This is a genomic window from Teichococcus aerofrigidensis, from assembly GCF_054073225.1.
On record NZ_JBSXMU010000049.1, the window covers coordinates 15,448 to 27,738 of the forward strand.

At 74.1% G+C, this 12,291-nt stretch carries 11 protein-coding genes; 5 read left to right on the plus strand and 6 right to left on the minus strand.

The annotated features are described in order from the left end of the window. Positions 1–12 precede the first annotated feature (12 nt). The 4 genes from ACVMLK_RS12000 to ACVMLK_RS12015 form a co-directional block, all read right to left on the minus strand. The gene (locus ACVMLK_RS12000; RefSeq protein WP_457486522.1) at positions 13–951 is read right to left on the minus strand and encodes a DUF5996 family protein; all 939 of its coding nucleotides are present in this window, start codon (positions 949–951) and stop codon (positions 13–15) included. Positions 952–1,006: 55 nt separating this feature from the next. After that, the gene (gene xdhB / locus ACVMLK_RS12005; RefSeq protein WP_457486523.1) at positions 1,007–3,319 is read right to left on the minus strand and encodes a xanthine dehydrogenase molybdopterin binding subunit; all 2,313 of its coding nucleotides are present in this window, start codon (positions 3,317–3,319) and stop codon (positions 1,007–1,009) included. Continuing rightward, complete coding sequence (locus tag ACVMLK_RS12010) at positions 3,319–4,716, minus strand: FAD binding domain-containing protein (RefSeq protein ID WP_457486524.1); 1,398 nt, start codon at positions 4,714–4,716, stop codon at positions 3,319–3,321. The genes xdhB and ACVMLK_RS12010 overlap by 1 nt, the downstream gene beginning before the upstream one ends. A gap of 132 nt (positions 4,717–4,848) precedes the next feature. Further along, positions 4,849–5,019 carry a hypothetical protein gene (locus ACVMLK_RS12015; RefSeq protein ID WP_198365414.1) on the minus strand — a complete coding sequence of 57 codons (171 nt, stop codon included), beginning with the start codon at positions 5,017–5,019 and terminating at the stop codon, positions 4,849–4,851. Positions 5,020–5,308: 289 nt separating this feature from the next. Here ACVMLK_RS12015 and ACVMLK_RS12020 point away from each other — a divergent pair, with 289 nt between their 5' ends. The 5 genes from ACVMLK_RS12020 (at position 5,309) to arfB (ending at position 10,621) form a co-directional block, all read left to right on the plus strand. Continuing rightward, positions 5,309–7,345 carry a hypothetical protein gene (locus ACVMLK_RS12020; RefSeq protein WP_457486525.1) on the plus strand — a complete coding sequence of 679 codons (2,037 nt, stop codon included), beginning with the start codon at positions 5,309–5,311 and terminating at the stop codon, positions 7,343–7,345. Positions 7,346–7,408: 63 nt separating this feature from the next. Next, positions 7,409–8,302, plus strand: a complete 894-nt coding sequence (locus ACVMLK_RS12025; protein ID WP_457486526.1) for a DUF2272 domain-containing protein — start codon at positions 7,409–7,411, stop codon at positions 8,300–8,302. Next, positions 8,299–9,411 (plus strand): NADH:flavin oxidoreductase/NADH oxidase, encoded by a 1,113-nt coding sequence (locus ACVMLK_RS12030; protein ID WP_198365417.1) that lies wholly within the window; start codon positions 8,299–8,301, stop codon positions 9,409–9,411. Before ACVMLK_RS12025 ends, ACVMLK_RS12030 begins: the two co-directional genes overlap by 4 nt. Beyond that, complete coding sequence (locus ACVMLK_RS12035) at positions 9,408–10,130, plus strand: methyltransferase domain-containing protein (RefSeq protein ID WP_457486527.1); 723 nt, start codon at positions 9,408–9,410, stop codon at positions 10,128–10,130. The genes ACVMLK_RS12030 and ACVMLK_RS12035 overlap by 4 nt, the downstream gene beginning before the upstream one ends. 71 nt (positions 10,131–10,201) lie before the next feature. Continuing rightward, positions 10,202–10,621 carry an alternative ribosome rescue aminoacyl-tRNA hydrolase ArfB gene (gene arfB, locus ACVMLK_RS12040; RefSeq protein ID WP_198365419.1) on the plus strand — a complete coding sequence of 140 codons (420 nt, stop codon included), beginning with the start codon at positions 10,202–10,204 and terminating at the stop codon, positions 10,619–10,621. Between the two features lie 13 nt (positions 10,622–10,634). Here arfB and ACVMLK_RS12045 read toward each other — a convergent pair whose 3' ends face one another. Further along, positions 10,635–11,387 carry an ABC transporter ATP-binding protein gene (locus tag ACVMLK_RS12045; protein ID WP_198365420.1) on the minus strand — a complete coding sequence of 251 codons (753 nt, stop codon included), beginning with the start codon at positions 11,385–11,387 and terminating at the stop codon, positions 10,635–10,637. A 4-nt stretch (positions 11,388–11,391) separates the two neighbouring features. Then, positions 11,392–12,225: an ABC transporter permease gene (locus tag ACVMLK_RS12050; RefSeq protein ID WP_198365421.1), complete on the minus strand. Its 834-nt coding sequence runs from the start codon at positions 12,223–12,225 to the stop codon at positions 11,392–11,394. Positions 12,226–12,291 lie beyond the last annotated feature (66 nt).

A 12,291-nucleotide genomic window follows, 5' to 3' on the forward strand; every position in this document is an offset into this window, starting at 1 on the left:
CCGCCGGAACCCTCAGACCGGACGCGGCCGGCCGGGCCGGCCCATGGCGCAGTCGAGCGCGGCCCGGTCCCACCGGCCGAGATCGGCCGCCGCGGCATAGCTGCTCTCCAGGAATTCGAGCAGCAGCGCCGCCGGGTCGGCGGCCTGGCGCACCGCCTCGTAGGGCAGCAGGAACTCGCCGAGCCCGGTGTCGAAGCGCGCCGTCGCCGGCCGCACGGCCGCCGCCGCGAAACCCTCCGGCGCGGGATAGGCGTAGGAATAGAAGGCCGGCTCCTCCACCCCGCCGCCGCCCGGCCAGAAGCCGGCGGAGGAGACCTGGTGGCTGTAGGCCTCGCGCGTCACCGGGTCGGGCAGGCCGGGCACCCCGCCCGGATGCGGCGGCGCGGCGCGGCCGGAGAAGCGCGTCACCGCCAGGTCGAAGCTGCCCCAGAAGAGATGCACCGGGCTGACCTTGCCGAGGAAGCCGGTGCGGAACTGCCGGAACACATGGCTGACCGAGAGCAGGGCCCGGTGGAAGCGCGCCACCGCGGCGGCGTCGTAGGGGCGGGGCGCGGTGTCCTCGGTGAAGCGGACGGGATCGGGAACCTCGTTCGGGATGCCATGGAACTGCGCCGTGCCGCCAAGGTAGCGCAGCATCTCCAGCAGCCGGGCATGGAACGCCGCGACCGACATCGGCCCCAGCGCGAAGCGCGCCTCCCGCCCGTCCGCCGCCTGACCCCAGGCGGCATGGCCGGTCAGGTCCAGCCCCAGGGTGATGCCGCCGGGCCCGTCCGGCACCGGGCCGGTGGTGAGGCCGCGTGTCTCCGGATAGAGGGTGGCGTGCCAGGAATGGTTGACCCAGGGCGCATGGGCGAGCCGGTACTTGCCGAGGACCTGGCAGTAGAGGTGCAGCGCGGCGCAGGTCTCGCGCCAGGGCGCATAGGGGATCTCGGGCCAGTTGTCGTCCGCCATGGTGCCGCCTCCTGTTGCCGGGGCAGGCTGGATGTCCGGAGGGGTGGCTGTCCATTCACGGCTGCCTGACCTGCGCCCCCCTCCGCAGCGCCGCCAGCACGCGCTCCGGCGTCGCCGGCAGGTCGAGCCGTGGCGTTTCGCCGAGTGGCGAGACCGCGTCGCGCAGCGCGTTCCAGACGCAGGTCGCCAGCAGCAGCGGCGGCTCCCCCACCGCCTTGGAGCGGAAGATGGTGTTGGCCCGCGCCGGACTGTCCTCCAGCAGCCGCAGGTGGAAGGCCTTCGGCATCTCGCGCGAGCCGGGGATCTTGTAGGTGGAGGGGCCCAGGGTGCGGAGCCGCCCCGCCGCGTCCCACCACAGCTCCTCGCAGGTCAGCCAGCCCATCCCCTGCAGGAAGGCCCCCTCGATCTGCCCGCGGTCGATGGCCGGGTTCAGCGAGCGCCCGCAATCCTGCACGAGATCGGCGCGGGTGACGCGGTACTCGCCGGTGAGGGTATCGACCAACACCTCGGCGAAGGCGGCGCCGTAGGAGAAGTAGAAGAAGGGCTCGCCGCGCATCGCCACCGGGTCCCAGTGGATGTCGGGCGTCCTGTAGAAGCCGGTGGCCGAGAGGCTGACGCGCTGCGCCCAGCACTGCTGCGCCAGCTCGCCGAAGTCCATGGCGTGGTTGCCGGCGGTGACGCGGCCATCGGCGAAGCGCAGCGCCGCCGCCTCCACCTTCCACAGCGCGGCGGCGACGGCGGCCATGCGGGCGCGGATGGCGGAGGCCGCCTGATGCGCCGCCCAGCCGTTCAGGTCGGAGCCGGTGCTGGCGGCGGTGGGCGCGGTGTTGGGCACTTCGGCGGTGGAGGTGGCGGTGATGCGGATGCGCTCCACCTCGACGCCGAACACCTCGGCCACCACCTGGGCGATCTTGATGAACAGGCCCTGGCCCATCTCGGTGCCGCCATGGTTCAGGCGGATCGAGCCATCGGTGTAGACATGCACTAGCGCGCCCGCCTGGTTCATCGCCATGATGCCGAAGGAAATGCCGAAGGCGAGCGCGAAGCCGCCGAGGCCCCGGCGGAGCGTCGGATGGGCGGCGTTGAAGGCATCGATCTCCGCGCGGCGCGCCTCCCAGTCCGCGTCGCGCCGCGCCTCGGCCCAGACGCGGCGGATGAGGTCGCCCTCCAGCGCCTGGCCATAGGGGGTCTCGGCGCCATTCGGCCCGCCGGCGAAGTTCCGTTCTCGCAACGAATCGACCGGGACGCCCAGCGCGCGGGCGGCGCCGTGCAGCACGTCCTCCATCAGCAGCGCGCCCTGCGGCCCGCCGAAGCCGCGGAAGGCGGTGTTGCTGACGGTGTTGGTCCTGCAGGCGAGGCCGGTGATCCGCACCGCCGGCACGTCATAGGCGTTCAGCGCATGGGTCACGGCGCGGAAGATGACGCCGCCCGAGAGATCCAGGCTGTGCCCGCCATCGGCGGCCAGCGTCGCGTCCAGCGCGAGGACGCGGCCCCGCGCGTCGATCCCGGCCCGCCAGCGGTAGAGGAAGGGATGGCGCTTGCCGGTCGCCGCCATGTCGGCGCGGCGGGAGAGGCGCAGTTTCACCGGCCGCCCGGTCAGCCGGGCCGCCAGGGCGGCGGCGGCGGCGATCCAGGAGGCGTTGCTCTCCTTGCCGCCGAAGCCGCCGCCCATGCGCCGGCACTGCACCGTGATCCGGTTGTAGTCGCAGCCCAGCACGCGGGCCGCGATGTGCTGCACCTCGGTCGGGTGCTGGGTGGAGGAATGCAGGACGAGATCGCCATCCTCGCCGGGGATGGCGAGCGCGATCTGACCTTCCAGGTAGAAATGCTCCTGCCCGCCGCAGCGGAACTCGCCCTGGATGCGGCGCGGCGCGGCGGCCAGGGCGCCTTCCCAGTCGCCGCGCGCGATCACCTGGGGCGGCATCAGCAGCGCCCCTTCCTCCAGCGCCGCCTCGATGGAGAGGATGGGCGGCAACTCCGCGATCTCCGGCCGCAGCGCGCCGGCGCCGGCCAGGGCCGCGTCGCGCGTGGTCGCGACCACCAGGGCCAGCGGCTGGCCCCAATGCGCCACATGGCCCGTGGCGAAGAGCACCTCCGCCGCCTTGCCGCTGGGCGAGATGTCGTTGCGTCCCGGCACCTCGGCCGGCCCGAAGGCGGCGACCACCCCCGGCACGGCGCGGGCCGGGGCCAGGTCGAGCGGCGCCAGACTTCCATGCGCCACCGGGGAGAGGGCCAGGGCGGCGTGCAGCAGGCCAGGGGGCTCGGGCAGGTCGTCGAGGAACCGGGCCTCGCCGGTGGCGTGGCGCAGCGCGCTGTCCTGGCGCAGCGCGGCGCCCATGCCGGTCCGGCTCGGGGGCGGGGTGTCCATCAGCCTTGCACCTCGAGCATCAGGTCGGGCCGGGCGGCGCGCCAGTGGAGCCGCCGCAACAGGCCCTGCGCGCCCCGCATCCGGTACGCCGCGCTGCCGCGCCAGTCGTCGCGCGGCGTGAGGTCGCGCGCCAGGGCGGCGGCGGCGGCCTCGAAGCTGGCCTCGGCCAGCGGCGCGCCAACCAGCGCGGCCTCGGCGGCGGGGGCGCGGGTGGCGGTGGCGGCCATGCCCCCGAAGGCCAGCCGCGCCCCGTCGATGACACCCTCCCCGAGCCGCAGCAGGAAGGCTGCGGAGACGGCGGAGATGTCCTGGTCGTGCCGCCTGGAGAGCTTCTCGCAGGCCAGGATCGCGCCGGCGGGCGGGCGGGGCAGGTCGATGGCGGCGATGATCTCGTCCGGCGCCAGCGCGGTCCGGCGATAGCCGGTGAGAAACTCCGCCACCGGCAGGCGCCGCTCGCCGCGGGCGGCGGAGGCCAGCACCAGCTCCGCGCCGAGGGCCAGCATCGGCGGCAGGGCGTCGCCGATCGGCGAGGCGGTGCCGAGATTGCCGCCCAGCGTGCCCATGCCGCGGATCTGCCGCGAGCCGAGGCGGCGGAGATAGGCGGCGAGCGGCGCCAGATCGGGCAGGGGCGCGATGGCCTTCAGCAGCCGGTCATAGGTGACGCCGGCGCCGATGCGCAGCCGGCCGGGATGCACCGCCAGCGCCTGCAGCTCCGCCACTCCGGAGAGGCCGAGGATGCGCCCCGGCCTTTCCCGGTGTTCGGAGACGCGCAGGCCGAGGTCGGTGCCGCCGGCCAGCAGCCAGGCCTCCGGGTGAGCGGCACGCAGCGCCAGGGCCTCGGCCAGGCTGGCCGGGCGGTGGAAGACCTGGCCGGGCGCGATGAACTCGGCGCTTTCCACGGGGGGCGGGGAGGGCGGCGGCGCCCCGTCATCGGTGAGGGATTCGAGCACCGCCAGGATCGGCCGGTAGCCGGTGCAGCGGCAGAGATTGCCGGCCAGCGCCTCATCGGCCGCCCCGCCCTCCCGCGCATGGGCCCAGGCGGACATGACGATGCCGGGGGTGCAGAAGCCGCATTGCGTGGCGTCGCCCTCCGCCATGGCGCGCTGCACCGGATGCGGCGCCGCGCCCCCGCCCAGCCCCTCGACCGTGCGGATCGCCCGGCCATGCATCTGTCCGAGCAGGGCCAGGCAGGCATTGACCGGGATGCGGCTGCCATCCGCCTCCTCGAGCACCACGGTGCAGGCGCCGCAATCGCCCTCGGCGCAGCCTTCCTTGGTGCCGGGCAGCCCCGCGCCGTCAGGGGCGCGCAACCAGTCCAGCAGGGTGAGGCCGGGGGGCGTGGCGGGCGGCAGGCGGCGAGGTTCGCCGTTGAGGAGGAAGGCGATGCATCCGGTCATGCCCGGAGCGAAGCAAAAGCCGGGCCGGCCCGTCTAAGGAAAACGGAAGGGCCGGGGCCGGCGTGGCCCGGGCAGCAAAAAGCCCGGCTGGGGGGCCGGGCTTCGGGGACGACCGCCGTCAGGGCGCGCCGCTTACCAGCGGCCGTAGGAGCCGAGGCTCAGGCTGTTGCGCTCGCCCCAGCTGTTCCACTGGCTGAAGCTGGAGGCGGTGTCGGCACGGAAGGCATCCTCGCGCAGCCGCTCGTTGATCGGGGCGGTCTTGCGGGCGTCGGTCTCGGCGATGGTCTGCTTGCGATCGAACATGCTGGCCTCCTTGCTGCAGACATAATTGGGGCAAGCCGCCGCCACATTCCAGCCTTAATCCCGCCCGAACGCCATTTTTGCGCCGTATTCACGCGGCTGTGACACCGTGGACGGGGAGAAAGGCCTTTTGGAACAAAGGCATGGTGGTGTCCCGCCTTGCGGCCGAATTATGGCTAAGCCTACGGAGATGGCCGGGCGCCCCTTTGTGTGCCACGAGACTGCAACCTGAGGCGGATGATTTCTGATTCGACTCGCTCACCGCGTGCGTTCGCCGCAAAGCTTGACTATCATGCGCCGCCGCCGATCGATGGAGCCGGAACTGCCAATGGCCGAATTGCTGCGTGAGCCCGAGCGCGACCGCCTGATCGCCTTCATGGAGCGCCGCCTGCTGCGGGCCGCGCCCCTGGACGGGCTTGCCGTGCCGGCGCTGCGGGAGACGCACCTGCCCTTTCCCACCTCCGAATGGTGCTGGACCGCCGACAGCGCCGCCGCGGTGGAACTGCTGGCGCAGCCGGAACTGCGGCGCAAATGGGGCCATCTGGCGGATGACCTGACGGAGTTCCTCCTCGCCATGGGCCGCGGGGAGCTGCTGCTGCGCCGCCTGGCGCCCCCGGAATGCATGGTGCAGCAGGACGACCCGCGCGACTTCCTGATCCTGACCGGCACCCACAGCTTCCAGGGCGATCTCTCGCGCGGCCTGGTGCGGCAGGCGGTGCGCGGCGGCCCGGCGCAGCGCGAGCTGCGCCACACGGGGCATCTCGTCGAGTTCCGCCTCGGCCGGCAGCGGCACTGCCTGGATGTGGAGGACAGCATCGTTGAGCACGGGTTGCTGACCCGCCCCGATGGCGCCGTCCTGTTCCACGAGAGCCTGCTCAAGGTGCCGGCCGGCCTGCTGCGCCGCTCGGAGAGCGTGGTCGGCCGGCTGCGCTACGAATACAGCATCAGCGCCACGGACCCGCGCCTGATGCTCGCCGTCACGCTGCGCGCGGAGCCGGGCGTCAGCCTGTCCGACATCCGCCTGACCACCGCGCTCGACGAACTCTCCGGCGAGGCGCGACGGCCGATCCGGCAGGTGGTGCTGGGCGACGCCGCCGGTGCCGCGCTGCGCACCGCGCCACTGCCCGAGGACGGCCTGGTCACCCTGGCGGAGGGTGCGGTCGGCCTCATCAGCATGGTCGAGGAGGCGCCTCCCGGCACCGCCAACGGCATCCACCTGCACCCGCTGGCGCCCGATGCGGTGTTCAGCGTCAAGGCGCAGGCCCGGAGCGGTCGCCTGCACTGGCTGCTGACCCGTCACGCCGTGCCGCGCCTGGAGGGGGGGCAGGCCTTCACACTGCGCGAGGCGCGGCTGATCACCGCCGGCACGCAGCCGGGCGCCACCGCCACCTATGCCGCCATGCTGCACGATCCCGGCCTGCTCGGCGGGCGCGACCCGGGGCTCACCGCCGATGTCGGCACGGCGCTGAACGCGATGGCGACGCAGATCCTCCACGCCCGGCACGGCAGCTACGAGCCGCCGCTGCCGCCCGGGCGCCTGGCGGCGATGCAGGCCTGGTACGACCGCCACCTCACCGCCTTCTTCGCCGGCCTCGGCGGCCATGGCGCGGCGGCGGACCCGGCGCGCGGCTACCTGCGCGCCCTGGCCTTCGCCCTGGTCTCGCTGGACACCATGCAGCGCGCCACGGGCGATGGCCGCTACACCGCCCTGATCGAGCGTGGCCTGGCGCTGATGCTGCCGCTGCAGCGCCCCGACGAGGATGGCGGCGCCTTCGCCGATCTCGGGCAGATGCCCTATCTGGACTGCCACGCCGCCGCGATGCTGGCGCTGGCCCGGCTGCTGCCCCAGCGCCCCGATCCGGTCCTGCAGACGGCGCTGCGGCGCGCCATCGCCGCGCTCCGCCTCGGCAGCGTCGATGTCGCGCTGGGCGAGGGGCGGCGGCACAACCTCGACACGCCCTTCGTGCGCGGCCGGCTCCCCGGAGGCGGGGGCGGGGGGGCGGCGCCGGGGCCGTGGGAGGATGATGGCGGCTTCTGGTCTTTCAAGCTCGGCCTGCTGATGCGGGCGCTGAGCGCCGCGCGGCTGGCGCGCGAGGCCGGCGCCCTGCCGCTGGAGACGGCCGAGCTGCAGCGCCTGCAGACGCTGTACGAGGCGAGCTTCCGCGCCCTGCGCGGCCGGGTGCGGGATCACCAGGGCTGCCTCGAGGTGCTGACCAGCCCGCTGGCCGGGGAGGGCAATGCCGCCACCCAGCCGGTGGTGATGCTCGGCCTGCTCGCGCCCGATGCCGCCATCCTCGGCATCGGCACGCGCCGTCCCGTACCGGCCTGAGGGCCGAGGAAGGGGGGGCGGGGCTTCCCAGCCACCCCCGGTGCGGCCCATAGGCTCCGCCTCATGCCGTCACACCGCTCACCGAGTCTCCTGCCGCTGCTGGCCTTCCTGCTGGCCCTGGCGGGTTGCGCCACCCCGCCCGCCGCTCCGCCGCGCGAGGCACCGCTCTCCTATCCGCCGAGCGTGCGGGAGCGCATCCTGCGCATCGCCGAGGCGGAGTGGCGGGACTGGGGCGGCATCGTCCTGGAGGCCGAGGCCCAGGCCGCCACCCCGCGCGAGGAGGACCACCCCACCCCCGGCGCCGCGCGCCGCGCCGAGAGCGAACCGCTGAACTTCCCGCGCGTCCTGGCCTATTGGCGCGCCGTGGACGACGCGGAGGCGGCCGGCGCCGTCGCCCGCAACCGGGCGCGCTACGCCACCCTGCTGGCGGCGCCCGGCGCGCCCTCCGGCCTCTGGTCCGAGCCCGCATGGTCGGCGGCCTTCATCAGCCATGTCATGCGGAGCGCCGGGCTCGACCGCCGCGAGTTCCCACCCTCCGCCGCGCATGCCTTCTACATCGACGCCCTGCTGGCCGACGCCATGGCCTTCCCCGGACAAGCGCCCTTCCTGCCGCGGGACTGGGCGGCCTATGCGCCGCGGCCGGGCGACCTGGTCTGCGCCGACCGCTCGGCGCGGCCGCTGCCGGACTGGCGCGCGCGCCTCCCCGAGACCGGCCGCTTCCGCCCCATGCATTGCGACATCGTGCTCGCCGCCGGGCCGGGAGAGGTCGCGGCGGTCGGTGGCAACGTGCGCGACGCGGTGACCCTGTCACGCTTCCCGGCCGATGCGGCGGGGCGGCTGTTGGCGCGGAGGGGCGGGGGGCCTACATGGTTTGCCGTCTTCGAGAACCGACTGGGGCGCCTGCCCCCCTGGAATGCCATCCCGGCCCTCGCCGCCAACCGGAGTTCCGCCTGGTGACCGATCTTTTCGAGCCTCTCGCCCTGCGCGGCGTCACGCTGCGCAACCGCATCGGTGTCGCCCCCATGTGCCAGTATTCCTGCGCGCCGGACGGGCTGCCGACGGAGTGGCACCTGGCGCATCTGCACAGCCGCGCCATCGGTGGCGCCGGGCTGGTGATCACCGAGGCGACGGCGGTCGCGCCGGAGGGGCGCATCACCCCGGCCGATCTGGGCCTCTGGAGCGACGGGCACCTTCCCGGCCATGCCCGGCTGGCCCGCGCCATCGCCTCGACCGGCGCCGTGCCGGCTATCCAGCTCGCCCATGCCGGGCGCAAGGCCAGCTCCGCCGCGCCCTGGATCGGCGGCATGGCGCGCGAGCATGGCTGGCAGGCGCTCGGTCCCAGCGCCCTGGCCATGCCGGGGATGGACACGCCGCGCGCCATGACCGAGGCGGATATCCACCGCGTCATCGAGGACTTCGCCGCCACGGCGCGGCGCGCCATCGCCGCCGGCTACCGGCTGATCGAGATCCACGCGGCGCATGGCTATCTGCTGCACAGCTTCCTCTCGCCGCTCTCCAACCAGCGCAATGACGGCTGGGGCGGCGATTTCGCCGGCCGCACCCGGCTGCTGCGCGAGGTGGTCTCGGTGGTGCGCGCCGCCATCCCGGACGAGGTGCCGCTGGCCGTCCGCTTCTCCCACACCGACTGGATCGAGGGCGGCTGGAGCACGGAGGAGACCGTGGCGCTGGCGCGCGAGCTGAAGGCGGCGGGCGTCGATCTCGCCGATGTCTCCTCCGGCGGCGTGCTGCCGGCCGAGATCCCGATGGGCCCGGGCTACCAGGTGCCGGGTGCCGCGGCCGTGCGCGCCGGCACCGGGATCGTCACCGCGGCGGTCGGCCTGATCACCGAGCCGCAGCAGGCCCAGGCGATCCTGGACGAGGGCAAGGCGGACCTGATCCTGCTGGCGCGCGAGCTGTTGCGCGACCCCTACTGGCCGATGCGCGCCGCCGCCACGCTGGGCCGGATGGAGGCGATGCAGATGCCGCCGCAGTACGACCGCGCCTGGAACAGCCGCAACAAGACGCGGATCGACCTCGCCGTGGCGGAGCCGCTGCCGCCGCTGTGACGGCACCCGGGGACAGCGCGTCGCTGGCCGGGCGGCCGGAGGCGGTGGCCGCCGCCCTGCCCGGGCTGATCGGCCGCGTCGCCGCGCGCTATGCCGGCGCCTCGCGCTACAGCCGGGGCTTCGTGCCGCGCAAGCTGCGCCACGATCCGGCGACCGCCGCCATCCTGGCGCGCGCCGCCGCGGTGGGCGGCTTCGGCGCCGTCACCGATCTCGGCTGCGGCCGCGGGCAGCTCGCCCTGCTGCTGCTGGAGGCCGGGCTGGCGCGCAGGGCGGTGGGGCTCGACTTGCTGGCGGACCAGGTGGCGGAGGCAGGCGCCGCCGCCGCCGGCCTGCCGGCCCGCTTCCTGGCCGGCGACCTGGCCCGGCCGGAGGTCCAGGCGGTTCTGCCCGGCGCCGACACGGTGATGATCATCGACGTGCTCTACCTGCTGCCACCCGCCGCGCAGCTCGCCCTGCTGCGGCGGGCCATGCCGATGGCGGGCCAGCGGCTGGTGCTGCGCGTCTTCGATCCCGAGCGCGGCTGGCGCAGCCGCTTCGGCCGGGGGATGGAGCGGGTGAACGCGCTGCTGCGCGGCGAGCCGCGCGCGCTGGTGGCGCCGCTGCCGCTCGGCGCGCTGGAGGCGGTGCTGGACGAGGGGGGCTTCGCCGTCACGCGGCAGCCCTGCTGGGGCGGGCTGCCCTTGCCGAATGTGCTGCTGCTGGCTGAAAAGCGGGCTTGAGGCGGCGGGCCGCTCCGGGGCAAAGGAGAGGCCGCGCCGCCCCCAGCTCCCAGCCCCCCGGACCCCGGACGATGATCGAGATCCCGCCCCGTATCGTCATCGCCGAGGAGGAGCTGCGGGAGAGCTTCGTCCGCGCGTCCGGGCCGGGCGGGCAGAACGTCAACAAGGTCTCCACCGCCGTGCGGCTCAGCCTCGACGTCCTGGCCTCGCCCGGCATCCCGCCGGCGGTGAAGGACCGGCTGGCGCGGCTGGCCGGGCGGCGGATGACGCCGGCCGGGCTGCTGGTGATCGCGGCGCAGCGCTTCCGCTCGCTGGAGCAGAACCGGCAGGATGCGCGGGAGCGGCTGATCGCCCTGCTGCGCGAGGCGGCGGTGCCGCCGGCGCCGCGCGTCGCCACCCGCGTCTCGCGCACCCAGAAGCGCAAGCGCGTGGAGGAGAAGAAGGTGCGGGCGGGCGTGAAGCAGATGCGGGCGCGGCCGGCCCCGGAGTGAGCCGGCCCTCCGCTCAGGCCACCGGGTCCGCGGCCGCGACGGGTCCCAGCACCTCGTCCACCGTGCCATCGGCGACGATACGGCCGGATTCGAGCCGGATCACGCGGCTGCACCAGCGGCGCACCACGCCCATGTCGTGCGTGGCGATCACCAGGATGTCGGCCCCCTCCACCAGGCGGGTGAGCCGCGCCTCCGCCTTGCGCATGAAGTCGGCGTCGCCGGCCATGAACCACTCGTCCATCAGCAGGATCTGCGGCGTGATGGCGGTCGCCATGGCGAAGGCGAGGCGGATGTTCATGCCGGCGGAATAGCCGCGCGTCGGCACGTCGAGGAACTCGCCGAGGCCGGAGAACTCGGCGGCGTCGGCCTCCAGGGCGGCGATGCCGGCCTCGTCCATACCCCGGTAGAGGCCGCGCAGGCGGATGTTCTCGCGCCCCGTGCTGTCGGAATCCATGCCGGCGGCGGGGTCGATCAGCGAGCCGATCTCGCCTTCGACGGAGAGTTGCCCCGCCACCGGCTCATAGATGCCGGCGATGGTGCGGAGCAGGGTGGTCTTGCCGGCGCCATTGGTGCCGATCAGCGCCACGCGCTCGCCGCGGGTGATCTCGAAGTTGAGGTCGCTCAGCGCCGAGACGACGACGCGGTTCGATTCGTCGGTCTTGACCCGGATGGCGGCCTTGGCCAGCAGCCGCTTCTTCAGGCTGCGGGCGGCGAGGTGATAGAGCGGGAATTCGATGCGCAGGCCGCGCGCGGAGATATTCGCCACCGGATCAGACCCAGAATGCCACGCGGTTGCGGAAACGGACGAAGAAGACGAGGGCGATCGCGGCCAGGACCGAGGAATAGATCAGCGCGGCGACCCAGGTCATCAGCGTGCCGCCGCCCTCGACCAGCGGGCCGCGCAGCATCTCGAGCAGCGTGTAGAAGGGGTTCAGCGGCAGCCAGACCGCCTTGTCGCCGAGCGATTCCGGCTTCCAGATCACCGGCGTCATGAAGAAGGCGAGCTGCATGAAGTTGGTGACGATCGGCCCGATGTCGCGGAAGCGGGCGCAGATCATGCCGAGGAAGAGCGTGATGGTGAAGGCGTTCAAGGCCAGCACGGCGAGGCCCGGCACCACCAGTAGCAACTCCCAGCCCGGCCAGTGGCCGACCAGCAGGAAGACCACCAGGATCAGCGGCAGGCTGTGCGCCGCCGTCACCGCGTTGCGGAAGACGCAGCGGAGCACATGGGTGGTCAGGGGCAGGCGGAGCTGGCGGATCACCGCCTCGGCGCTGCTGAGGCTGGTCGTCGCGTCGCCCACCAGCGTCGCCAGGGCCTGCCAGGTGACCAGGCTGGCCGCGAGGTGCGGCAGGTAGTTGCCGAGCGCGATGCCGAAGAGCTGCGAGTAGAGCAGGCCGAGGCCGAGCAGCATGGCGGCGGTCGAGAGCGTCACCCAGAAGGGGCCGATCACCGAGCCGCGGTAGCGGTTGCGCAGGTCCAGCCGGGCCAGGGCCCAGGCCAGCCGCCAGGCGGCGAAGCCGTCGCGCAGGTCGGCCATGGCCCGCCCCGCCCGGTCCGGCCGGTTGGCGTCGATATGATAGGTGGGGGAGACCGCGTGCTGCATGGCCGCGGCTCTATACACCGCAAGGCGGGCCGAGGGGGCGGGGGGGGGGGGGGGGGGGGGGGGGGG